Here is a 24,805-nt window from a genome sequence, read left to right on the forward strand (position 1 = left end):
ACAAATTTGTTACAAAACCTTACGAGTATTGCCCCCCACTGGCTGTGGTATCCCCACAACGGACAATGGCACATTGCTACCGCCAGACTCCTCGAGCAATTAGCCAACTATCAAGAGCAACTCCAAGAGCAACAACCCACTCTCCTCGTTCTCGCAGAACCCGATCCCCTCTCGTTTCTCAGTGGTTTTCTCGCAGCGCTCTCCACAGGGACGCCTCTATTACTGGCCAATCCCCACTGGCAGTCCCAAGAGTGGCAGCAGGTGGCAGCGATCCTACCCCAGAATTTCATGGCTTGGGGAACGGTGCCCCCCCTCGACCCCCAAGGTTCTGGAGAACCATTGCCCCAGGGCTGGATTCTGATTCCCACTGGCGGCACTCAAGGGCGGTTGCGCTGGGCAATTCACACGGTGGCGACCCTTCAGGCGGCAGTGATGGGGCTGCAACGCCATTTGCAACAAGGGGCGATTTACTGTCTGAGTATTTTGCCCTTGTACCATGTCAGTGGTCTCATGCCCGTGGTGCGATCGCTCTGGAGTGGTGGAGAACTCTATCTCGGTACCCATCTACGGGATCTACGGCAAACGGCACCTCCTGCCAATGTTGATCTGTGGCTGTCTCTGGTACCGCGGCAACTGCAACAGGTGCTTGCAGACCCTCTGCCATGGCTAGCGGATTTAAGGGGCATTTTCGTGGGCGGTGGCCCCACTTGGTCGCAACTATTAGAGGAAGCAGCAACCCAGCGCTTGCCTCTATGTCTCAGTTATGGCATGACAGAAACTGCTGGCATGATCTGTGCCCAACGGCAGGGGGAATTTTTGGCGGGCGATCGCTCCTGTGGTCAGGTCTTACCCCATGCCCAGATTGCTTTAACCCCTACGGGCGAGATTCAGATTCAGGCCGCCTCCCTTGCCCTCGGCTACTACCCCCAGGTATTTCGGGAGAAAATTTTCCAAACAGACGATCGCGGCGAATGGCGGGGCGATCGCCTCTACATTTTGGGACGCAGCAGCCGCAAAATCATCAGTGGTGGCGAGAATATCTACCCCGAAGAGTTAGAGACCTTACTCCTTAACAGTGGCCTTGTCCAAGACATCCATATCTATGGCGCACCCGACCCCCTCTGGGGCGAACAAGTCATTGCCCTCTATGTGGGAGACTCCTCCCCTGAGGAACTCAGCCAATGGCTCAAACAGCAGTGCAGCGCCTACAAATGCCCCAAGAAATGGATTTCTGTGCCCCAAATTCTCCGCACGCCCCAAGGAAAAGTGCGACTATCCTCGATTGAGACCTAGCCACTCTAAGAATGGCAAGAAATCTTCTAGGGTTGCGAAGAATGAGGCAGGATTATTGGGGTTCTCCTTTACTGCTCTGCGAACATCCCAATTCTCATCCATAGCAAGGGTTCTCAAAACAGAAGCAGGAGTATTGGGGTTCCCCGCTACTGCTCTGCGGACATCGCTATCCTCATCCTCAGCAAGGGCTTCCAAAACAGAAGCAGGAGTATTGGGGTTGCTCGCTACTGCTCTGCGAACATCCCTATCCCCATCCTTCGCAAGGGTTTCGAGGGCAGAGGCAGGAGTATTGGGGTTCCCCGCTACTGCTCTGAAGCAGGAGTATTCGGGTTCCGCGCTACTGCTGCGCGAACATCCAAATACCAATCCTTCGCAAGGGTTTCCAAAACAGAAGCAGGAGTATTCGGGTTGCTCGCTACTGCTCTGCGAACATCCCTATCCCCATCCTTCGCAAGGGTTTCCAAAACAGAAGCAGGAGTATTCGGGTTCCCCGCTACTGCTCTGCGGACATCGCTATCCTCATCCTCAGCAAGGATTTCCAAAACAGAAGCAGGAGTATTGGGGTTCCCCGCTACTGCTGCGCGAACATCCGTACAAAAGTGGCTAGCTAGCTCTGCTAGTTGGATGGTATCGGTGTCGTTGCTCTTAGCCTCCTCAATCAACGAAACAATTTCAGGTCTTTCTGCTACTGCTCTGCGGACATCGCTATCCTCATCCTCAGCAAGGTTTTCCAAAACAGAAGCAGGAGTATTCGGGTTCCGTGCTACTGCTGCGCGGACATCACTATCCTCATCCTTCGCAAGGGTTTCGAGGGCAGAAGCAGGAGTATTGGGGTTCCGCGCTACTGCCACGCGGACAGTCCAATCGTTCTCCTTCGCAAAGGTTTCCAAAACAGAAGCAGGAGTATTAGGGTTCCGCGCTACTGCTGCGCGAACATCCGTACAAAAGTGGCCAGCTAGTTCGGCTAGTCGGTCTGTAGAAGTGTTGCCACTGTTAGCTTCCGTGATTAAAGCAGCAATTTCAGGTCTTCTTGCTACTGCTCTGCGGACATCACTTTCCTTATCCTTCGCAAGGGTTTCCAAAACAGAAGCAGGAGTATTGGGGTTCCCCGCTACTGCTGCGCGAACATCCAAATACCAATCCTTCGCAAGGGCTTCCAAAACAGAAGCAGGAGTATTAGGGTTCCCCGCTACTGCTCTGCGAACATCGCTATCCTCATCCTCAGCAAGGGTTTCGAGGAGTGAGACGGGGGTATTCGGGTTCCCCGCTACTCCTGTGCGGACATACTCCTCCATATCCTTCGCAAGGGTTTCGAGGAGCGAGACAGGAGTATTCGGGTTCAACGCTACTGCTCTGCGAACATCGCTATCCTCATCCTCAGCAAGGATTTCCAAAACAGAAGCAGGAGTATTGGGGTTCCGCGCTACTGCTGCGCGAACATCCAAATACCAATCCTTCGCAAGGGCTTCCAAAACAGAAGCAGGAGTATTAGGGTTCCCCGCTACTGCTCTGCGAACATCGCTATCCTCATCCTCAGCAAGGGTTTCGAGGAGTGAGACGGGGGTATTCGGGTTCCCCGCTACTCCTGTGCGGACATACTCCTCCATATCCTTCGCAAGGGTTTCGAGGAGCGAGACAGGAGTATTCGGGTTCAACGCTACTGCTCTGCGAACATCGCTATCCTCATCCTCAGCAAGGATTTCCAAAACAGAAGCAGGAGTATTGGGGTTGCCCGCTACTTCTGCAAGGGTTTCGAGGGCAGAAGCACGAGTATTGGGGTTTTCCGCTACTTCTGCAAGGGTTTCGAGGGCAGAAGCACGAGTATTGGGGTTCTGTGCTACCGCTTCACGAACACTACTCTCCTCATCCTCAGCAAGGGTTTCGAGGGCAGAAGCAGGAGTATTGGGGTTCCACGCTACTGCTTCACGGACATACTTATTCTTATCCTTCGCAAGGGTTTCGAGGAGTGAGACAGGAGTCTTCGGGTTCCCCGCTACTGCTCTGCGAACATATGTACAAAAGTGGCTAGCTAGCTTTGCTAGTCGGATGGTAGCGGTGTCGTTGCTCTCAGCCTCCTCAATCAACGAAACAATTTCAAGTATTTCTGCTATTGCTATGCGGATTTCTGCTGATATTATGCGGCCAATCCAATCGTTCTCCTTCGTAAAGGTTTTGAGGAAGTGGACAAAATATTTGTTCATCTTCGCAAGGGTTTTGAGGAGTGAGACAGGGGTATTGGGGTTCCGCGCTACCACTCTGCGAACATATCTATCCTCATCCTCAGCAAGGGTTTCGAGGGCAGAAGCAGGAGTATTGGGGTTCTGTGCTACCGCTTCACGAACACTACTCCCCTTATCCTTCGCAAGAGTTTCCAAAACAGAAGCAGGAGTATTGGGGTTCTGTGCTACCGCTTCACGAACACTACTCCCCTTATCCTTCGCAAGGGTTTCCAAAACAGAAGCAGGAGTATTGGGGTTCCCCGCTACTGCTCTGCGAACATCGCTATCCTCATCCTCAGCAAGGATTTCCAAAACAGGAGCAGGAGTATTGGGGTTCCCCGCTACTGCTCTGCGAACATCCCTATCCTCATCCTTCGCAAGGGTTTCCAAAACAGGAGCAGGAGTATTGGGGTTCCCCGCTACTGCTTCACGACAATACGAATCCTTCGCAAGGGTTTCCAAAACAGAAGCAGGAGTATTGGGGTTCCCCGCTACTGCTCTGCGAACATCCCTATCCTCATCCTTCGCAAGGGTTTCGAGGGCAGAAGCAGGAGTATTGGGGTTCCCCGCTACTGCTGCGCGAACATCCGTCCAAAAGTGGCTAGCTAGCTCTGCTAGTCGGATGGTAGCGGTGTCGTTCCTCTTAGCCTCTTCAATCAACGAAACAATTTCAGGTCTTTCTGCTACTGCTCTGCGGACAGTCCAATCGTTCTCCTTCGCAAGGGTTTCCAAAACAGAAGCAGGAGTATTGGGGTTCCCCGCTACTGCTGCGCGAACATCCGTCCAAAAGTGGCTAGCTAGCTCTGCTAGTCGGATGGTAGCGGTGTCGTTCCTCTTAGCCTCTTCAATCAACCAAACAATTTCAGGTCTTTCTGCTACTGCTTCACGAACACTCAAATACCAATCCTTCGCAAGGGTTTCGAGGAGTGAGACAGGAGTATTGGGGTTCCCCGCTACTGCTGCGCGAACATCCCTATCCTCATCCTTCGCAAGGGTTTCGAGGGCATAGGTAGGCGTCTTCGGGTTCCCCGCTACTGCTCTGCGAACATCCCTATCCTCATCCTTCGCAAGGGTTTCCAAAACAGAAGCAGGAGTATTGGGGTTCCCCGCTACTGCTTGGCGGACATCCGTACAAAAGTGGCTAGCTAGTTCGGCTAGTCGGTCTGTAGAAGTGTTGCCACTGTTAGCTTCCGTAATTAAAGCAGCAATTTCAGGTCTTCTTGCTACTGCTTCACGACAATACCAATCCTTCGCAAGGGTTTCCAAAACAGAAGCAGGAGTATTGGGGTTCCCCGCTACTGCTTTACGAACATCCGTACAAAAGTGGCTAGCTAGTTCGGCTAGTCGGTCTGTAGAAGTGTTGCCACTGTTAGCTTCCGTAATTAAAGCAGCAATTTCAGGTCTTCTTGCTACTGCTTCACGACAATACCAATCCTTCGCAAGGGTTTCCAAAACAGAAGCAGGAGTATTGGGGTTCCGTGCTACTGCTCTGCGAACATCGCTATCCTCATCCTCAGCAAGGGTTTCGAGGGCAGAAGCAGGAGTATTGGGGTTCCGTGCTACTGCTCTGCGAACATCGCTATCCTCATCCTCAGCAAGGGTTTCGAGGGCAGAGGCGGGAGTATTGGGGTTCCGTGCTACTGCTCTGCGAACATCGCTATCCTCATCCTCAGCAAGGGTTTCGAGGGCAGAGGCGGGAGTATTGGGGTTCCCCGCTACTGCTTGGTGGACATCACTCTCCTCATCCTCAGCAAGGGTTTCCAAAACAGAAGCAGGAGTATTGGGGTTCCCCGCTACTGCTTGGCGGACATCGCTATCCTCAGCCTTCGCAAGGGTTTCGAGGAGTGAGACAGGAGTCTTCGGGTTCCCCGCTACTGCTTCACGACAATACGAATCCTTCGCAAGGGTTTCGAGGAGTGAGACAGGAGTCTTCGGGTTCCCCGCTACTGCTTCACGAACATCCGTACAAAAGTGGCTAGCTAGTTCAGCTAGTCGGTCTGTAGAAGTGTTGCCACTGTTAGCTTCCGTGATTAAAGCAGCAATTTCAGGTCTTCTTGCTACTGCTTCACGACAATACCAATCCTTCGCAAGGGTTTCCAAAACAGAAGCAGGAGTATTGGGGTTCCCCGCTACCGCTTGGCGAACATCCAAATACAAATCCTTCGCAAGGGTTTCCAAAACAGGAGCAGGAGTATTGGGGTTCCCCGCTACTGCTGCGCGAACATCCGTATAAATATAAAACGTATAAAAGTGGCTAGCTAGCTCTGCTAATCGGGTGGTAGCAGTGTCGTTGCTCTTAGCCTCCTCAATCAACAGTCTTTTTGCTACTGCTATTGCTATGCAGCCAATCAAATCGTTCTCCTTCGCAAGGGTTTCGAGGAGTGAGACAGGGGTATTCGGGTTCCACGCTACTGCTTCACGAACATTACTCTCCTTATCCTTCACAAGGGTTTCGAGGAGTGAGACAGGGGTATTCGGGTTCCCCGCTACTGCTTGGCGGACATCACTCTCCTTATCCTCAGCAAGGGTTTCGAGGAGTGAGACAGGAGTCTTCGGGTTCCCCGCTACTGCTTCACGACAATACGAATCCTTCGCAAGGGTTTCGAGGAGTGAGACAGGGGTACTCGGGTTCCCCGCTACTGCTTCACGACAATACCAATCCTTCGCAAGGGTTTCCAAAACAGAAGCAGGAGTATTGGGGTTCCCCGCTACTGCTGCGCGAACAGCCCAATACTCATCCTTCGCAAGGGTTTCCAAAACAGGAGCAGGAGTATTGGGGTTCCCCGCTACTGCTCTGCGAACATCACTCTCCTTATCCTCAGCAAGGGTTTCCAAAACAGGAGCAGGAGTATTGGGCTTCCACGCTACTGCTCTGCGAACATCACTCTCCTTATCCTCAGCAAGGGTTTCCAAAACAGGAGCAGGAGTATTGGGCTTCCACGCTACTGCTCTGCGAACATCACTCTCCTTATCCTCAGCAAGGGTTTCCAAAACAGAAGCAGGAGTATTGGGGTTCCCCGCTACTGCCGCGCGGACATACCAATCCTCAGCAAGGGTTTCCAAAACAGAAGCAGGAGTATTGGGGTTCGCCGCTACCACTTGGCGGACATCCAAATACAAATCCTTCGCAAGGGTTTCCAAAACAGAAGCAGGAGTATTGGGCTTCCACGCTACTGATGCGCGAACATCACTCTCCTTATCCTTCGCAAGGGTTTCGAGGGCAGAGGCAGGCGTCTTCGGGTTGACCGCTACTGCTGCGCGAACATCCTGAGCCTCGTCCTCAGCAAGGATTTCGAGGGCATAGGTAGGCGTCTTCGGGTTGCCCGCTACTGCCGCGCGAACATCCTGAGCTTCATCCTCAGCAAGGATTTCGAGGGCATAGGTAGGCGTCTTCGGGTTCCCCGCTACTGCTGCGCGAACATCCGTACAAAAGTGGCTAGCTAGCTCTGCTAGTCGGATGGTAGCGGTGTTGTTGCTCTTAGCCTCCTCAATCAACGAAACAATTTCAGGTCTTTCTGCTACTGCTTTACGAACATCCCAATCCTCATCCTTCGCAAGGGTTTCCAAAACAGAAGCAGGAGTATTCGGGTTCCCCGCTACTGCTGCGCGAACATCCGTACAAAAGTGGCTAGCTAGCTCTGCTAGTCGGATGGTAGCGGTGTCGTTGCTCTTAGCCTCCTCAATCAACGAAACAATTTCAGGTCTTTCTGCTACTGCTCTGCGAACAGCGCTATCCTCATCCTTCGCAAGGGTTTCCAAAACAGAAGCAGGAGTATTGGGGTTCCCCGCTACTGCTCTGCGGACATCGCTATCCTCAGCCTTCGCAAGGGTTTCGAGGAGTGAGACAGGGGTATTCGGGTTCCCCGCTACTGCTGCGCGAACATCCTGAGCCTCATCCTCAGCAAGGGTTTCCAAAACAGGAGCAGGAGTATTGGGGTTCCCCGCTACTGCTCTGCGGACATCGCTATCCTCAGCCTTCGCAAGGGTTTCGAGGAGTGAGACAGGGGTATTCGGGTTCCCCGCTACTGCTGCGCGAACATCCTGAGCCTCATCCTCAGCAAGGATTTCCAAAACAGAAGCAGGAGTATTGGGGTTCCCCGCTACTGCTTCACGAACATCCAAATACAAATCCTTCGCAAGGGTTTCCAAAACAGAAGCAGGAGTATTGGGGTTCCCCGCTACCGCTTGGCGAACATCACTCTCCTTATCCTTCGCAAGGGTTTCGAGGAGTGAGACAGGGGTATTCGGGTTCCCCGCTACTGATGCGCGAACATCCTGAGCCTCATATTCATCCTTCGCAAGGATTTCGAGGGCATAGGTAGGCGTCTTCGGGTTCCCCGCTACTGCCGCGCGAACATCCTGAGCTTCATCCTCAGCAAGGATTTCGAGGGCATAAGTAGGCGTCTTCGGGTTCCCCGCTACTGATGCGCGAACATCCGTATAAAAGTGGCTAGCTAGCTCTGCTAGTCGGATGGTAGCGGTGTCGTTGCTCTTAGCCTCCTCAATCAACGAAACAATTTCAGGTCTTTCTGCTACTGCTCTGCGGACATCGCTATCCTCATCCTCAGCAAGGATTTCCAAAACAGAAGCAGGAGTATTCGGGTTCCGTGCTACTGCTGCGCAAACACCCGTATAAAAGTGGCTAGCTAGCTCTGCTAGTCGGATGGTAGAGGTGTCGTTGCTCTTAGCCTCCTCAATCAACGAAACAATTTCAGGTCTTTCTGCTACTGCTCTGCGGACATCGCTATCCTCATCCTTCGCAAGGGTTTCCAAAACAGAAGCAGGAGTATTGGGGTTCCCCGCTACCGCTTGGCGAACATCGCTATCCTCATCCTCAGCAAGGGTTTCCAAAACAGAAGCAGGAGTATTCGGGTTCCCCGCTACCGCTTGGCGGACATCGCTATCCTCATCCTCAGCAAGGGTTTCCAAAACAGAAGCAGGAGTATTGGGGTTCCTCGCTACTGCTCCGCAGACAATCAAATCGTTCTCCTTCGCAAGGGTTTCGAGGAGTGAGACAGGGGTATTCGGGTTCCGTGCTACTGCTGCGCGGACATACCAATGCTTCGCAAGGGTTTCCAAAACAGAAGCAGGAGTATTGGGGTTCCTCGCTACTGCTCTGCGAACATCGCTATCCTCATCCTCAGCAAGGGTTTCCAAAACAGAAGCAGGAGTATTCGGGTTCCCCGCTACCGCTTGGCGAACATCGCTATCCTCATCCTCAGCAAGGGTTTCCAAAACAGAAGCAGGAGTATTCGGGTTCCCCGCTACCGCTTGGCGGACATCGCTATCCTCATCCTCAGCAAGGGTTTCCAAAACAGAAGCAGGAGTATTGGGGTTCCTCGCTACTGCTCCGCAGACAATCAAATCGTTCTCCTTCGCAAGGGTTTCGAGGAGTGAGACAGGGGTATTCGGGTTCCGTGCTACTGCTGCGCGGACATACCAATGCTTCGCAAGGGTTTCCAAAACAGAAGCAGGAGTATTGGGGTTCCCCGCTACTGCTCCGCAGACAATCAAATCGTTCTCCTTCGCAAGGGTTTCGAGGAGTGAGACAGGGGTATTCGGGTTCCCCGCTACTGCTGCGCGGACATACCAATGCTTCGCAAGGGTTTCCAAAACAGAAGCAGGAGTATTCGGGTGCCCCGCTACTGCTCTGCGGACATCGCTATCCTCATCCTCAGCAAGGATTTCCAAAACAGAAGCAGGAGTATTCGGGTTCCCCGCTACTGCTTCACGAACATCCAAATACAAATCCTTCGCAAGGGTTTCCAAAACAGAAGCAGGAGTATTCGGGTTCCCCGCTACCGCTTGGCGGACATCCCTATTCTCATCCTTCGCAAGGGTTTCGAGGAGTTCAGGAAGAATCGTTGTTGCCCTAGCCGCCTGCTGTCTTACTTTTGCGCTTTGACGCTGAACTGCAACTGTCAATGCCCAAGTCGGCGGCTCTGTAAGCTTTAATATTCGTATTAAGGTTTCATCACTAATGCTCTGTCGTTCACTGTCTTGGAGCACAAGGAGTTTCATCCCAGGATTGCGAGCTACTGCCGCCGGAAATTCCTCAGCTAGTTTATAGAGGGTCGCTGGAGGGGTCTGGGGATTCATCGCCACTTTACGGCGGACATTGGCCGCTGGATGTTGTGCTAAAGTTGTCAGGAGAGTATGGGATGCACTGAGGTTCTGGGCAAGAGCTTTTGCTAACGGTTTATTGCTTTGAGCTTCCGATAGCCAAGCCTCTAGGACTTCAGCAGGGGTATTGCCATTGGCAGCAACCGCAAGGCGCACTTTTTCATGGGGGTCATTGGCCAACATCCGCAAAATGTTTGGTGAAGTAGTAGCAGACTGCGCTACCTGCCGACGCACACAAGGGTCAGGATGCTGAGCTGCAGTAGTCATCGAATTAAGATCAAAGTAATCAATATCCATTGCGCGCCACAGTTTTTATTTGCGACATTGGTACTAGTCAGTTATTGTAATTCTAGCTTTAGTTGTTAACTATGGTTGAGTTGCTTCCTAATCAGTTGAACGTGTTGAGGGGTTATTGCTCGGCAAGAAATCAACTGAAAGCCCCCGAGCGTTTCAACGCTAGCTAGCGCAGCGGCAACAAAAATAAACGGGCAGGGATGCCCTACAAAATAGGCACCTTCTCCTGCCCAAGGGGCTTGATGCTAGCCAACCACAGAAGCGGTGCTGCGACGCCGCCGAATTCCTGTCGTCACAGTGGGGGTGACTTCGATGGGTTGCAGAAGCAATAGGACTGAGGCATTGCCCTGAAGTTCACGGCGCACCAGTCGCACCAGTTCCCGTTCAATGTGGGCTTTGACCCCTGCCCAATCGATATCGCCGTTGCGGGCATATTCACTCCAGCGATCGCTCAAAGCAGTTTCGACCGTGGCATGTACCCAAGCCTGCCAAGCCTGTGGCTCAATCGCCGTGACCACACCCCGCAGGTGGACTTCAGGAGTAGCTTTCAGACTGCCATCAGTACCCACCGCCACCGCCACGGTGATAATGCCTTCCTCAGCCAGTTGTTGTCGCTCTTGCAGCACATGGGCTTTGACAATGCCACCGCGATCCAGTAACTCAATACCAGCAGGCACCTTATCGACGACCCGAATCGAGTCACGGGTGAGTTCCACCACATCGCCGTTGTCAATAATCACCATATTCTCCGGGGGAATGCCCATGCTCTGAGCCGTTTGGGCATGTTTCACCAGCATGCGGTGCTCGCCATGTACGGGCAAAAAGAACTTGGGCTTCGTCAAGGCCAGCATTAGCTTTTGATCCTCTTGGCAGGCATGGCCAGAGACGTGGATGCCCTGTTCGCGACCGTAGATGACTTTGGCGCCTTGCATCATCAGGCGATCGATCATGTTGACCACGGCAATCGTGTTCCCCGGAATGGGGTGAGCCGAGAGAATCACAGTATCGCCGGGGCGAATTTTAATTTTGTTGTGTTCCCCTTTGGAAATCCGCGTCAGAGCAGACAGAGGTTCCCCTTGGGAGCCAGTGGTCAGGTACATCACCTGATGATCGGGGTACTTGTGCATCATGTGCAGTGGCACAAAGAGATCGTCTGGGCAGTGAATGTAGCCCAACTGCCGCGCATGGGCAATGACATTGAGCATCGATCGCCCCAAGACCGAAACCACGCGGCCATGCTTTTGCGCCAATTCCAAGGCCATACTGAGGCGATGTACCGAAGAGGCAAAGGTGGTAAAAATAATCCGCCCCTCTGCTTGGCTAAAGGCACGATCCAAGTTGGGAAACACCGATCGCTCCGAGGGGGTGTGGCCGGGCACTTCCGAGTTGGTGGAGTCACTAATGAGACAGAGAACCCCCTTTTCTCCATGTTCTGCCAGCCGCTGAATGTCAAAGCACTCGCCATCAACGGGGGTAAAGTCAAATTTGAAATCCCCGGTGTGGATAATCACGCCAATGGGGGTATGAATCGCCACGGAGAAGCTATCGGCAATGGAATGGGTATTGCGGATATACTCCACAAGGAAGTTTTTGCCCAAACGCACCATCTCCCGCGGCTGTACCGTGCGCAGTTCGGTGCGATCGCCAACCCCTGCCTCTTCGAGTTTCCCTTGCAGCAACGCCATGGCAAGGCGAGGGCCATAGATGACGGGAATATCAAACTGCTTGAGATGAAAGGGGATGCCACCAATGTGATCTTCATGACCATGGGTCACAATCATCCCCTTGATTTTTTCGCGGTTTTGCCGCAGGTACGTCATATCGGGTAAGACGATATTGACCCCATGCATGCCATCAGTGGGAAAAGCTAACCCTGCGTCCAGCAAAATAATTTCATCTTGGAATTCAAAAACACAGGTGTTCTTGCCAATTTCGTGCAGCCCACCGAGGGGAATAATTTTTAGGGCAGCAGTTGCAGCGGATTGACTCATAGGTCTCCTTACGATGAAACAACAAAAAAGGTGCAGCTTGGGAAATGCCCAGCGTTGTCTTAAGACTTCAGTAGGCCAAGAGCATCTAAAACAGGCTTCAATTGGTCAATCACAGCGTCACTCGCAGACGTGAGGGGCAGTCGGGGAGCACCCACCGCCCAACCTTGCAGGCTGAGGGCAGCTTTGATCGGAATCGGATTCGTCGTCACAAATAAAACCTTGAACAGGGGCAATAGTTGACAATGAATAGCAGTCGCTGTTGCTGTGTCGCCTTGGATAAAAGCTTGGATCATCTCTTGAATCCGTCGACCAACAAGGTGACTGGCCACACTGACGACACCATAACCACCCACGGCCAGCAATGGCAACGTTAGGGAATCATCCCCAGAGTAAATGCGAAAATGTGGCGGCAGCTGGGCACGAAGGGTGCTGGCTTGGTCAAGGTTGCCACTGGCCTCTTTGATGGCAATAATGTTGGGATATTCGGCAAGGCGGATGACGGTTTCAGGGAGTAGATTTTGCCCTGTACGGCCGGGGATGTTGTAGAGCATGAGGGGAAAGTCCGGCACTGCCTTGGCGATCGCCTGAAAATGGGCATAGAGTCCTTCTTGGGGGGGTTTGTTGTAGTAGGGTACCACCAAGAGGGCACCATCGAGGCCGAGTTCTGCGGCCTTTGCCGTGGCATGAATGGCTTCACGAGTGGAGTTGGAACCCGTACCTGCAATCACCTTGGCTTTGCCTGCCACAGCCTGCTGCACTGTTTGAAAGAGTTGAAATTCCTCTTCCCAAGTGAGGGTGGGGGATTCGCCGGTAGTGCCGCAAACAACAATACCATCGGAACCGTTGGCCACAAGGTGCTGTGCCAGTTCTGCCGCCACATCGTAGGCGATCGCGCCATCCTCTGTAAATGGCGTAATCATGGCGGTAATCACACGTCCAAAGTCAGTCACAGTCCACCCTCAGCCAAGTCCCGTTGTAGTTGCCCAATGGTAACCGCGCGGCTGTACACGCGCCGGCGATCGCCCAAGGTTTCTAAAATAATGGCTCCGCGTCGCCAGCTTTGGGGCGATCGGTAAATCGCCAAATTATTGTCGGTCTCTACACTTCCATAGCCGTTATTCCTCAGCCATGCCTCCAGTTGTGGCATTTGTGGCAGTGACACCGCCAGAACTTTCGTGTGATGCCAATAGGCCGCGATCGCTCCCACGACGACCCCCACGACTAGTCCCCAACGGTAGGGCAGGGGAGACAACAGACTCCAGTGGCAAATTTGGCTCAAACTCAAGGCAGTGATGGCAGTGACACAGGCAAAGTAGTCAATGAACACCACCTTCACATCTAAGCCTTCAATGGCGGGGGGGTCAACGGTTGTGGCAGAGTTGGGCATAGGCACTTAGTTGAGGGCTTGGGCACGCTCGTAGGCCGCTTTTACCGTTTGCATGAGGGTTCCACGCACACCAGCAGCTTCCAGTACTTCGAGACCCGCAATGGTTGTCCCCGCAGGACTGGTGACCGCATCCTTGAGTTGCGCCGGATGCAGCCCGCGCTCATTAAGTAATTGTACTGTGCCTGCTATTGTGCCATAAACGAGTTCCTGTGTCAGCGATCGCGATAGCCCCACTGCCACCCCCGCATCGCATAGTGCCTCCACCATCAGGGCAACGAAGGCAGGCCCTGAGCCAGAAAGTGCGGTGACTGCGTCCATTTGCCCTTCACTGACAGCCACCACCTGCCCCAGTACCCCTAACAAATTCTTAATCTTGCGAATCTCCAGTTCACTGGCGGCACTATCGCTAACAAGGGCAATCACGCCGGCGCCCACTTGGGCTGGTGTATTCGGCATCGCCCGAAAGATCAACCGCTGGGGAAACAGTCGCCGCAGCCGCCCACTGTTGATCCCTGCCATAATGGAAAGGGCAACGCCAGTGCCCTGAGCTACCGGCGTATCCGCCAGTTCTGACTCAATATCGGCAAAGACCTGTGGCTTGACCGCCAGTAGGAGCGTTTCAGCTGTAGCGACTTCTAGGTTCGTTGTCACCCTGACCCCATAGGTGTGGGCTAGATACTGCTGCCGCTGAGGCGATCGCGCCGATACCCACACCTGCTCTGGCAAGAGACCATCTGCCAGCAACCGCGAAAGCATTGCCTCCGCCATGCGGCCACAGCCAATGATCCCAAGAGCCGGCACCCTAGGCACTACGCTGTTGTTGGGCATTCATCCCCCAAGCGGGTGGGGGGGCAACAGGTGTGGTAGCTGGGCGAACGCCACCCACTTGCGTACTCACTTGCACACAGCTCGGTGTAAACAGGAAAATGCTTTCACCAATACGCTCTTGGTGACCATCAATCGTGAACGTGGCACCGGCAACAAAATCCACTGAGCGTTGGGCTTGCTCCGGCTCCATCAAGGTCAGATTTAGCACCACAGACTTCCGCTCTTTAAGAGCCTTGATCACCTCAGGCATTTCACTAAAACTGCGGGGCTGCATCACCAAAACTTCCGCCACTGCCCCCCACCAACGACCGGCATTGGGCATCCCAATCACATTCGAAGGAGCTGATCCCGTCGGCACTGAACCAGTGGCAACTGAGGGAGACGGACTAGTGTCAAAGTCATGACTCAGGGTTGGCCGCGATGCGGGCAGCGGTTCCACCTCCGGTTCCGTGGTTAGCGTTCGTGCCGTTCCTTGAGGGTATTCCTCATCGTAGATGTCAGTCTCTGGGGTTAGACCCATGAGGTCACGGAGTTTGCCCAACATAACGACTCACTATTGCTCCTAATAAATAAATGTATGAGTTGTAAGAGTTTTCTGACGTGCCGTAGCGGAGTCACCGCGACAGGTCAGAGGGATAAAAGCCAGATGATATGTTTCATGTCTTAACAATCCTAGTTTCGTGGCTAAAAGGGAACCTATGCACAAACGCCCACGAGAGTTGAGTTAAAACAGAAAGGTTCAACTGGCCATTTTACAGGAAACCGGGAGAAAACGATGAAGTTGGCCTTAAGTCTCTCGCTTTTCCTTGGGTTTGTCAAGGGTAACAATGCTCTAAATTGGGTTGGCTAAGGGAATCCGAAACCAAAACGTCGCTCCCTGCGCATCGCCCTCTTTGACGCCGATTTCACCCCCATGAGCGATAATAATTTCTCGGCAGAGATACAGACCTAAACCAATGCCCGTGCGATGCTGGTTTGCACCGCCACGATAATAGAGATCAAAAAGGTGCGATCGCTGGTCAGGGCGGATGCCGACGCCATTATCCTTGACGGTGCAGTAAAGGCTATCTCCCTGTTCCTCTGCCGTCAGGGTGATGGTGATCCCGGGACGATTGTGTTTGAGGGCGTTGGTGATCAAATTCTCATAGACTCGCCGCAGTTGCATAGGATCAACAGGCACAAGGGGCAACGTGGAGGGGATATCAAGTTTCACGGTGGCTTTATTTTTCTGGAGCAGGGGTTGTAGCTCCACCAAGATCTCCTTGACAAGCGTGGCTAAGGATGTGGGCGCGATCGCCAAAGAGAGGGAAGGTTGCTGATCCACGTCAATATGCAGCAGTGTTTCAATCAGATGTAGTTGCCGCTGCTGGCTATGCTGAATACAGGTCAAGGTGCTGCGGGGCACAGGAATCGTGTCGCTGGTGTTGTTCTGCAAGAGATGGTTAATGACCATCAGGGTACCTAGGACAGGGGTGCGTAAATCATGGGACACGGCGTGCAAAAAGACATCCTTGAGGTGGTTGAGTTCCTCTAGTTCACGCATTTTTTGCTGCAACTGCTCGGTGCGTTCTGCCACTTGGTGTTCCAAATTGGCATTCAAGGCCGCCAGTTGTTGATAAAGTTCTGCTTGTTGCAGGGCGATCGCCACCTGAGTCGCCAACTGCTCCAAAAAAGCGCGCTCGTAGGGCTGCCACTGTCGCGGGCGGTCACATTGGTGGACTCCCAGTAAAAAGCACAGGCCCTGGGGCTGATGTTGGATCGGAATCAGCAGACAAGACTGGATATGGTGCGCTGCATACACCTGTCGCAGATGGGGATCAAGCATTTCTCGCTCGCAGGAGAGTGTGGCCGGTGTGGTCAGCAGCCGTGAACGGTAATGCACGTTTTGCAGGAGAGCCTCAAGATTCGTGTGCCACTGGGGCGCCATCGCCGCCGCCACCACTTGAATCTCCTCTGTCCTCGGATCAAAAGAGACAATAAACACGCGATCGCTGAGGAGATAGCGGCGCACTTCCACCACCGTGGTATTGAGAATCTCTGGCAATTCCAGCGTTTGGCGAATGCGCAGGGCAATTTCCGCCAGCAGTTGTTGCCGTTGGGCAGCCAATTGTACGTTCTGTTCAGCGGTTTTGCGTTGGGTAATATCCCGTATTCCCACCACCCTCGCCCAGCGCCCCCGATAGAGAATGGATTTTCCCTGAACCTCAACAATCAGTGCTTCACCACTTTTGGTGCGAGCAAGGGCTTCAAAGGGAACATCAATGGGCTGCTGAATTCGCTCTAAAATCAGCGATCGCGCCTCTGGATGGGTCAGCAACAACACCGACTGCCCCACTAGTTCTGAAGCCGTATAGCCAAACAGCCGTTCAGTTGCGGCGTTGACATCAAGAATTGTCCCCTGCTCATGGATGATTACTGCCTCAGAGGTGGCTTGAAAGAAGGTGGCTAAGCGGGCTTCACTTTCCTCTAGTGCTCTGAGGGCACGGTGGCGATCGCGACTTTCTACCACCAAAGACACCAGATCCGCGAGGGAAGCGGCAAACTGCTCTTCGGCAATAGTCCACTGGCGGGGTGAACCAATGTGTTCGTGGCAGAGGATGCCAATCATGCTCCCTTCAACCCAAATCGGCACATCCAACAGCGAGGTAATGCCAAGAGGTTCTAAATAGGTCTTGCGAAACTCCCGCGTGCGGGGATCGTGCCAAGCGTCATGGGCCGTAATGGTGCGCTCCTGTTCAAGGGCAGCAAAATACTCGGGGTAATGACTAGCGGTGAGGGTCATCCCCACCGTAAAGGCCTGGGGCGACTGCTGAAACAACTGCACACATTGAATTTGCTGGCGATCGCCCGAATAAAACCACAGACTCACCCGTGCCACATTGAGACTGCGGGCACTCGTCCAGAGAATGTCCTGCAAAATCTCCTCAAAGTTTGCTCCGTGGAACGGCTGCCGCCGCGCCAGTTCTACCAAAATGCGGTTGAGACTTTGCAGTTGTTCAATCACGGGGGTCATCAAGAGGCGGCAGAGTCAGGGATAAATTCCAGTGCCGCTGAGTTAATGCAGTAGCGCAGTCCCGTGGGTGGCGGGCCATCCTCAAAGACATGGCCAAGGTGGGCATCACAGACATTACAGAGAACTTCTGTGCGCACCATGCCATGGGACAGATCCCGCTCCATGCGGATATTTTTGGGGTCAAGGGGTTGCCAAAAACTCGGCCAGCCACTGCCAGAGTCATACTTGGTCTCAGAGCGAAAGAGCGGCGTGCCACAGCAGACACAGCGATAGAGTCCGGGCTTTTTGTTATTCCAGTAGCAGCCCGTAAAGGCGCGCTCCGTTCCCTTCTTGCGGGTGACATAGTACTGCTCAGGGGTAAGTTGAGCTTGCCATTCCGCATCTGTTTTCACAACCTTAGCCATGTTTGCCTCAGAAATAGACCGTGATCCTACTCCTCAGCATACTCAGGCAGACAGGGAAGTTCCAGTCTTTTTGCCAAAGGTTCCCTGCCAAGGGGAAAATGTAAGGGCAATCTTGACCTTGTTTGGTTATGCCCGTTTCGCTGCCCCTTACTTTTGATTTGGCCTCTGAGTCCGAGTTTTATACTCAGGTCAGCGCTGGAATGCAGGCAGCACAGCAGGCCAATTGTCAGTTCCTCAGTTTAGGCATCTCCTTACCCACCGTTGATCCCCTGATGCTGTTGGCTGGCCTGATGCAGGTCAGTGGCGAAAGTGAGCATTTTTACCTTGAGCAAGCGGGAGAGATTGTTGCTGCCTGTGGTGCGGTGGCGACCCGCAGTGTTCAGGGACATCAACGGTTTGGGGAACTCCAGCGTTTTAGTGAACAAATCCTCAGCCGAGTGTGGGCGATCGCTCCAGCCGAACCGCGCCTGTTCTGTCAATTTAGTTTTTGGGATCACCTAGGCTCTAACTGGGGGTTCTTACCCCGCTGGCAGGTGATTCAGCGTCTGGATCAGGTTTGGCTCACCCTTAGTTGTGCCTTAGAGACCAGTACACCCCATCGCCTCTGGCAAGACTGGCAACTAGTGCAGCGGGCACTGACCCACATTCTGGCTGATCCGCCCCCCTGTCCACCACCACTGGCGATCGCCCTACCGCCTCTAGCTGAGCAATACGGGCAATTTATTACCAGTGTCCAGCAGGCTCTCAAGCTCCTTGAGGAGGGAGACCTCGAAAAATTGGTTTTGGCCGCTGCCCTCACCCTAGAGCAGCCTCACGGGTTCAACTGGCTGGGAACGTTGCAAAATCTGCGTCAGCAGTACGCCAATTGCTACATCTTTAGTGTTGGCCAAGAGGGGCAGCAGGTCTTTTTGGGGGCGAGTCCCGAACGCTTGGTCAAGATTGCCGATGGCGTTCTCTGTGCCGATGCTTTGGCGGGTTCCCGTCCCCGTGGGCAAACCCAACAGGAGGATCAAAGCCTGCGCAATGGCCTTTACCACAGCCCCAAGGAACGCTACGAGCATCAGGTCATTGTTGAATTTCTCTGCCAAACCCTCCAACAGTTGGGCATGACCTGTGAGGTGCCTCCCAAACCGCACATCCTTGAGCTAAGTCATATCCAACATCTGCAAACGCTGATTCAGGCTCCGCTGCCGCAACCCATTCATATTCTCCAAGGGGTGGCGGCCTTACATCCAACGCCCGCAGTGGCGGGGTATCCTGCTTCACGGGCACAGGACTGGCTGCGGCAACTGGAACCCTTTGATCGCAATGGTTATGCTGCTCCCCTTGGTTGGGTGACACCCAGCGGAGAAGGGGAATTCATTGTCGGAATTCGCTCTGCCCACCTTCAGGGCAACCATGCCCATCTTTTTGCTGGGGCGGGGATTGTCAAAGGCTCTCACCCGGAACGGGAATGGCAGGAAATCCTGTGGAAATTTCAGACGATGATCTCGGCTTTGGCTTAGCGCAGGGGGGGCTGTTTTTTGCTCATCGTCAGCATCGGCAAGGGCTGGGAGGATTGGGGCGGCAGCGCATACTGGGGCACTTTCTCAGGGAGAGGACGTTCGGGCGATCGCTGGAGCAGGCGATAGAGCAGCGCGCTGCCCATCAAACCTAGACCCAATAGCAGCAGACCGTTGTAGCCCCCCAAGCCACCAATGGTTGAATCCACACCTCCCATTAGCAGAAGGAAGGCGGAGATGGGTTCTTTACGGTAGGCTTTGCGCAGAAAGCGAGGATAAATCATAGGCGATCGCTGGGTACTCACCATTAGAAGAATACGAGAATGCTCATGACTTGGCGTTAAATAGGTTACATTTTAGCGACCCTACGCCACACATTGATTTCTCAGTAACAGCTCGATCAGGTGATTTACTTCTATCCTGACAGATCCAAAGGGCACTTGGCATTGAGGAAAAAAGGGGGCGATCGCCCCCCAACTGATCTCCCTAGTAGGTTTCCACGTGCCAACGGCCTTCTTTTTTGAGCGTGCCCTTGAGGAACTCTTGCCAGTCGGCACCATTTTTGGCAGCCACTGCTGCCATTGCTTCATCAATACCCGGCTCCATCCCCTTCAGACCACAAATATACACATGGGTGTTTTTCTTCTGCAGGAGTTGCCAGATCTCATCCGCATGCTCAGCAATGCGACCTTGGATGTACATCTTGCCGCCGTCGGGGGTTTTCTGCTCACGGCTAATGGCATAGGTGAGGCGGAACTGATCGGGATACTTCGCCTGCAGTTCTTCTAACTCATCCTTATAGAGGATATTCGCGGTATAGGCAACGCCAAAGAAGAGCCATGCCAGACCCTTGAATTGATAGTCTGGATTATTTTCTTTGAACATGCGCCACAAAAAGGCACGGAAGGGGGCAATCCCCGTTCCTGTTGCCAACATAATGATCGTTGCTTCTGGATCATCGGGCAGGAGCATTTCCTTACCCACGGGCCCAGTGATTTTCACTTCATCGCCAGGTTGCAGTTGGTTCAGGTAAGAAGAACAGACCCCATAGATGGTTTCGCCGGTTTCTTTGTCCTTGTACTCTAGGCGCCGCACACACAGGGAGACGGTTTTGTCATCTTGAAAGTCACCGTGGCGGGTCGAGGCAATCGAGTAGAGGCGCAGCTTGTGGGGTTTGCCGTTGGCGTCAGTACCCGCAGGAATAATGCCAATACTTTGGCCTTCGAGATAGCGCAACTCAGTACCAGAGATGTCAAAGATGATATGCTTGACGGTTCCCTCGCCCCCTTCGCGCACCAACTCTTCATTGGAAATGACCTTACCAATGCAGGGATTATTGGGACGATAGATATTGACGGGAATATCAACTTTCTTTTCTTTAACTGGGGCAGCACTATTATTGGATACGGGTTCCGTGGTGGCAGCCAAGGGCGCAGCCGTACCATCGAGGGGTTGAATGCTGACAATTTTGCCCCCCCAGCGGGTAATCTGCTGCATAAACTGATTCATGCGGTCATAGGGAACGTTGAAAAATTGACTGCCACTGTTGCGGATGGCATAGTCGGTTTTATCGGTTTCGGCATTTTGTCGCAGTCCCACCACTTCATAGCGAAACATCCGACTGCCAGAATTCGTCGCATTGTACATGGGCTACACGATCTCCAAAAATTTACTCAGCTTTACATTCTGCAACACAACGTCCCAACCGCGATCAACTATCACGTTTTGGCTAGGGGATTGCCGTGCTTTGGCCACCCACATTATATCTAGCAGAGGCAGCTACAGGGGCTTTCCCTAGGGGTAGGGCTGAATTTCTTGGCTGGAAGAGACAGGCGCACTCATCCAAGCATAGGTTTGTAACACATAGCGATCGCGCCCTGAGCGTTTGGCCTCGTACAAGGCAGCATCAGCAGTCGCTACCAGCTCCGCCATTGGGCAGTCCCTAAGGGTGGCGCTCACGATGCAAATGCCGGCACTGACGGTGAGGTAGGGTTGCACTGGTGAACTGGCATGGGGAATCCCTAGGCTGCGAATGTAGTTAAAAATCCGCTCTAAAACACAAATGGCAACATCATGGTGGGTGTGGCGCAACAGGAGAATAAACTCTTCACCGCCATAGCGAGCCACGAGATCAGCTTCCCGCACTTGGGATTTAATGGCATGGGCTACCCGTTGCAGGGCGCGATCGCCCGCCAAATGGCCGTAGGTGTCGTTATAGCGCTTGAAGTGATCAATATCCAGCAGGGCAATGGCAAAGGGGGTATGGGTGGTGGCCGATTCCCGCCAAGCTGTCCGCAGACAGGCTTCAAAGGCACGGCGATTTGCCAATTTAGTCAGGCTATCTTGCTGTGAGACCCCCTGTAGGTGGCGATTTTCCGCCTCTAGCTGTTTTTGCCGCTGCTGTAGCTCCACAATTAGAGCTGTTTGCCGGGCCATTTGCTCTTGCAAGCGCTGAAACTGCTGCCGTTGGACGATGAACTGTCGCAGAAAACGGGGCTGGCGAAACAGGCGCAGGAGAATCAAGGGGGGCTGGCAACGGTGGATACCCACGGCTTCCACTTCGATTTTTTGGCCTTGGTGGCTGCGGAGGCTGCCGGGTACCATTTGGGTGGCCTGTTGCCAGAGGGGCAGCCATTTATTGAGTTTCTCTGGGGGAGTGGCGACCAGTTCCCTAAGGTTGCGATCAAGTACGCTGCTGCCAAAAAATTCACGGCCACTGGGGTTAATGGCCACAATTTGGCCTTGGACATTCATGACCAGCGTTGGCTCTGGCAACAGATCGATCCATGCGCCAATATCGAGTGTAAAGTCGCTCATCTTAACCCCGCCGGAATGTAAGGACTTGACTGGCTTAGACTGACTCAATGCGATAGTATTCTCGCCCCTTGGCCGCTGAGGCCGCAGCAGTAGGTTGGGTATAGATCACCACGTGGCACCCTTGATCCCCATTGGCGATCGCCTTTTCAATACAGACCTTGGCATAGCCCAAATGGTGCGCCACAATCACGCCAAACACATTTGAGGTCATCATGCACAACGAGGGATGACCCACCACGCCACTGCCAAGGGGGCAACGCTGATTCCCTAAGATAATACGTTCCTCATCCTGCTCAATCAGGAAAAATCCCCCTTCAATGCGATTTTTGAGATCCACAAGAATTTGGGCAACCGTCTTGGCATCAAGGGGGCGATCGCCAAGGGCTTGAGTGTAGAGAGCGTTGATTTGATTGCCCATTTGCTGCCCTACAAGGGCAATAAACCCAGAGGCATCATCGAGACCCACGACATCTTCTAGCGTCTCCGCTACCAACCCCAGCAAATTTTGCAGAAAGCTCGAGGACTGTAGGCTGATTTGCAGATTCCCTATCTCTATGGGAGTCTCAACAGGGGACGGTTCAGTGGCTGTCATGGGTAGTGCCCTCAGGGAACGGCGGTTAAGCGACCCTCACTGCCCGAGTGTATAGTAAATAAATCGAGAAAAGCAACTGGAATTCATCAAGAATTCTTTATACTTTTTTGATTTTTTAATCAGAAGCTGCTCCTCGTCTCAAGGGGTGCGCTCACTCGGCATTTTGCGATCGCTGAGCCTGATAGGCCTGCCAACTCTCGACCACACGACCAAAATTGGTGCGAAACTCTCGCCAGCCGAGCCAACTTCCCTGCTCGTGCTCATCCCAAGACGCAGAAAGAATGCCATAGCTCAGTCCCAGCGCCCCAAGGCCAAACAGGCCTAAGCTAACGATAACCACTGCCACATTGGGCAACTTGAACCAGCCCTCGTGGACGACCAAATAGCTCAGGGGAAACGTCATCAATCCCAAAAGCGTGGGGGTACCGCAGCAGATTGCCATCCGGGTAACCATGCGTTGGCTGACAATTTCTGGAATACCTGTACTTTTTTTGGCTGGCTTGGCTGGGGATTTTGGGGTATTAGAACGGACGGCTGCGGCAGCAGGAGCTTTGGCAGACTTGGTTGCTCCTTTTTTCTTTTTAGGCTCAAAAGGCAGATCCAACCGTTTTGCCATCGTCTTTAACCCCGAATTCCTAGACGTTCAATGAGTTGGCGATAGCGCTGGGCATCGTGGCGATGGATATAGGCCAGTAGCCGCTTGCGACGGCCAATAATTTTCAGCAGTCCTCGGCGAGAGGCGTGATCTTTTTTATTCGCCTTGAGATGCTCAGAAAGCTGCTTGATCCGCTCCGTGAGGATGGCAACTTGGACATCCGCAGAGCCAGTATCGGTACCGTGGATCTGGTAGGTGTTGATGATTTCTTGTTTAATGTCGTGTTGCAGGGCCATGGTCATCAGTTATGAACAGCGCGATCTATTATCATACTCCGATCTTTTGAAATAATAAACTCTCCTGAGCGCGACTATTCTGCCTGTTGGCTGCCACTGCGTCGCCCTAAGAATTACTGACATTGGTGCTGTTTTCCTCAAGGGGGGCGATCGTCAGCAGTTCCTTAAGGGGTTTTTCACTATCGGAGATGGGGGACTTGGCCGTTGTCAGTTCTGTATCAATGGCAAAGGTGGCAAATTGGGTGAGAATTTCACGGCAGAAGACCTCGGCTGCCCGCGATCGGTAGCGATTGGGATTGGTAATCAGTGACAGGGTGCGTTTCACCACCACATTTTCGATACCCATCCGCCGTAGGCTCCCCAGTTGTAACTCCTTCTCAATGGCGGAAATGGAGACAAAGGCAGCCCCCAAGCCCGACTGCACGGCGTTTTTAATGGCCTCAATGGAATTCAGCTCCATCTCCACCTTCAGGCGGCGAGGGTCAATGTTGGCGCGCTGCAGTACCTGATCAATCACCTTACGAATGGTGGATTGGGCATCGAGAGCAATAAAGCCCAGCTTGTACAAGTCTTCTTTGGTGAGGGTTTCGGCACTAGCCAAGGGATGATCCACGGGTAAGACCAGTGCCAGTTCATCCTCAGCATAGGGGGTGACGGTAATTTGCTCGCTGAGTTCTGAGGGAACTTCACCACCAATAATTGCCAGATCAATTTGACCGTTGACCAAGCTCCAGCAGGTGCGGCGGGTGGAATGCACATGCAGTTGAACAGCGACTTCGGGATATTTGCTGCGAAATAGCCCAATCATGCGGGGCATCAGGTAGGTGCCGGTGGTTTGGCTGGCTCCAATGATCAATGTCCCCCCCTGCAATTTTTGTAGGTCTTCGATGGCACGGCAGGCTTCATGGCACAGGGAGAGAATTTGATCGCCGTAAGCCAGTAGGAGTTGTCCGGCTTCGGTGAGTTGGGCGCGGCGTCCTCCGCGGTCAAATAGGGGAACATCCAGTTGGCGCTCAAGGTTTTGCACCTGTAAACTCACTGCGGGTTGGGAGACGTAAAGGCTGTCAGCGGCTCGCTTAAAGCTTCCTTCGAGGGCGATCGCCTTCAGGATGCGCAATTGATCAAGGGAAAAGGGCAGTTCGGACATAGGCATTGAGGCCATAGGCGTGCCACTAAGAGGCGTTTTTCTGAACTTATCAGGAATCATGCCCAATTGATATCTATCCCCGCACAAGAAAGCTGAGTTTGGCTTGCCAGTGACGCAAAATAGCACATCTGAAACCTATTGTAAGGGTTCAGTTTCCCCCGCGCGATCGCTGACTTTTGTTACATGTTGTTACATTATTGCGCTGGGGAGCGAGCGATCGCCATCTAGCACCAAGAATCTAGCACCAAGAGAACAGTTGCCTCTATTGGCTGCTTCTTAACCCCCTATCCCGTTGCTCATCCCC

The 24,805-nt window shown here is 53.2% G+C and carries 18 protein-coding genes; 2 read left to right on the forward strand and 16 right to left on the reverse strand.

Annotated elements, in window-relative coordinates; all coding sequences use genetic code 11:
* Positions 1 to 6: 6 nt before the first annotated feature.
* The gene (locus RHJ80_RS05050) at positions 7 to 1,293 is read left to right on the forward strand and encodes an AMP-binding protein (RefSeq protein ID WP_310801593.1); all 1,287 of its coding nucleotides are present in this window, start codon (positions 7 to 9) and stop codon (positions 1,291 to 1,293) included.
* Here the strand turns inward: RHJ80_RS05050 and RHJ80_RS05055 are convergent.
* The 9 genes from RHJ80_RS05055 to msrB form a co-directional block, all read right to left on the reverse strand.
* Positions 1,273 to 1,659 carry a HEAT repeat domain-containing protein gene (locus tag RHJ80_RS05055; protein WP_302679016.1) on the reverse strand — a complete coding sequence of 129 codons (387 nt, stop codon included), beginning with the start codon at positions 1,657 to 1,659 and terminating at the stop codon, positions 1,273 to 1,275. The genes RHJ80_RS05050 and RHJ80_RS05055 overlap by 21 nt on opposite strands.
* Positions 1,596 to 9,902 (reverse strand): hypothetical protein, encoded by an 8,307-nt coding sequence (locus RHJ80_RS05060; RefSeq protein WP_310801594.1) that lies wholly within the window; start codon positions 9,900 to 9,902, stop codon positions 1,596 to 1,598. The genes RHJ80_RS05055 and RHJ80_RS05060 overlap by 64 nt, the downstream gene beginning before the upstream one ends.
* Positions 9,903 to 10,174: 272 nt before the next feature.
* Positions 10,175 to 11,920, reverse strand: coding sequence for a ribonuclease J (locus RHJ80_RS05065; RefSeq protein WP_206201342.1), 1,746 nt, complete (start codon positions 11,918 to 11,920; stop codon positions 10,175 to 10,177).
* A gap of 59 nt (positions 11,921 to 11,979) precedes the next feature.
* On the reverse strand, positions 11,980 to 12,870 hold the full coding sequence (gene dapA, locus RHJ80_RS05070) for a 4-hydroxy-tetrahydrodipicolinate synthase (RefSeq protein ID WP_302679018.1): 891 nt from the start codon (positions 12,868 to 12,870) through the stop codon (positions 11,980 to 11,982).
* Positions 12,867 to 13,307, reverse strand: a complete 441-nt coding sequence (locus RHJ80_RS05075; protein ID WP_302676591.1) for a hypothetical protein — start codon at positions 13,305 to 13,307, stop codon at positions 12,867 to 12,869. Before RHJ80_RS05075 ends, dapA begins: the two co-directional genes overlap by 4 nt.
* Before the next feature lie 6 nt (positions 13,308 to 13,313).
* The gene (proC, locus tag RHJ80_RS05080) at positions 13,314 to 14,135 is read right to left on the reverse strand and encodes a pyrroline-5-carboxylate reductase (protein WP_206201345.1); all 822 of its coding nucleotides are present in this window, start codon (positions 14,133 to 14,135) and stop codon (positions 13,314 to 13,316) included.
* Positions 14,110 to 14,679, reverse strand: a complete 570-nt coding sequence (locus RHJ80_RS05085; RefSeq protein WP_206201346.1) for a cell division protein SepF — start codon at positions 14,677 to 14,679, stop codon at positions 14,110 to 14,112. The genes proC and RHJ80_RS05085 overlap by 26 nt, the downstream gene beginning before the upstream one ends.
* 288 nt (positions 14,680 to 14,967) lie before the next feature.
* The gene (locus tag RHJ80_RS05090) at positions 14,968 to 17,148 is read right to left on the reverse strand and encodes a GAF domain-containing protein (protein WP_310801595.1); all 2,181 of its coding nucleotides are present in this window, start codon (positions 17,146 to 17,148) and stop codon (positions 14,968 to 14,970) included.
* On the reverse strand, positions 17,148 to 17,552 hold the full coding sequence (gene msrB, locus RHJ80_RS05095; protein ID WP_206201348.1) for a peptide-methionine (R)-S-oxide reductase MsrB: 405 nt from the start codon (positions 17,550 to 17,552) through the stop codon (positions 17,148 to 17,150). The genes RHJ80_RS05090 and msrB overlap by 1 nt, the downstream gene beginning before the upstream one ends.
* A 128-nt stretch (positions 17,553 to 17,680) precedes the next feature.
* Between msrB and RHJ80_RS05100 the strand changes: the two genes are divergently transcribed.
* On the forward strand, positions 17,681 to 19,057 hold the full coding sequence (locus tag RHJ80_RS05100; RefSeq protein ID WP_310801596.1) for an isochorismate synthase: 1,377 nt from the start codon (positions 17,681 to 17,683) through the stop codon (positions 19,055 to 19,057).
* Here the strand turns inward: RHJ80_RS05100 and RHJ80_RS05105 are convergent.
* The 7 genes from RHJ80_RS05105 to RHJ80_RS05135 form a co-directional block, all read right to left on the reverse strand.
* The gene (locus RHJ80_RS05105) at positions 19,054 to 19,338 is read right to left on the reverse strand and encodes a hypothetical protein (protein ID WP_149821604.1); all 285 of its coding nucleotides are present in this window, start codon (positions 19,336 to 19,338) and stop codon (positions 19,054 to 19,056) included. The genes RHJ80_RS05100 and RHJ80_RS05105 overlap by 4 nt on opposite strands.
* A 202-nt stretch (positions 19,339 to 19,540) precedes the next feature.
* Complete coding sequence (gene petH / locus RHJ80_RS05110; RefSeq protein WP_310438441.1) at positions 19,541 to 20,701, reverse strand: ferredoxin--NADP reductase; 1,161 nt, start codon at positions 20,699 to 20,701, stop codon at positions 19,541 to 19,543.
* Between the two features lie 147 nt (positions 20,702 to 20,848).
* Complete coding sequence (locus RHJ80_RS05115) at positions 20,849 to 21,871, reverse strand: diguanylate cyclase domain-containing protein (protein ID WP_310438440.1); 1,023 nt, start codon at positions 21,869 to 21,871, stop codon at positions 20,849 to 20,851.
* A 34-nt stretch (positions 21,872 to 21,905) separates the two neighbouring features.
* Complete coding sequence (locus RHJ80_RS05120; protein ID WP_302679025.1) at positions 21,906 to 22,463, reverse strand: methanogen output domain 1-containing protein; 558 nt, start codon at positions 22,461 to 22,463, stop codon at positions 21,906 to 21,908.
* 151 nt (positions 22,464 to 22,614) lie between these two features.
* Positions 22,615 to 23,079, reverse strand: coding sequence for a PAM68 family protein (locus RHJ80_RS05125; protein ID WP_310801597.1), 465 nt, complete (start codon positions 23,077 to 23,079; stop codon positions 22,615 to 22,617).
* Between the two features lie 5 nt (positions 23,080 to 23,084).
* On the reverse strand, positions 23,085 to 23,354 hold the full coding sequence (gene rpsO, locus RHJ80_RS05130) for a 30S ribosomal protein S15 (RefSeq protein WP_206201355.1): 270 nt from the start codon (positions 23,352 to 23,354) through the stop codon (positions 23,085 to 23,087).
* Between the two features lie 106 nt (positions 23,355 to 23,460).
* Positions 23,461 to 24,501 (reverse strand): LysR family transcriptional regulator, encoded by a 1,041-nt coding sequence (locus RHJ80_RS05135; RefSeq protein ID WP_206201356.1) that lies wholly within the window; start codon positions 24,499 to 24,501, stop codon positions 23,461 to 23,463.
* Between the last annotated feature and the right edge of the window lie 304 nt (positions 24,502 to 24,805).

It is taken from the genome of Thermosynechococcus sp. QS41, assembly GCF_031583515.1.
Classification (GTDB): domain Bacteria; phylum Cyanobacteriota; class Cyanobacteriia; order Thermosynechococcales; family Thermosynechococcaceae; genus Thermosynechococcus.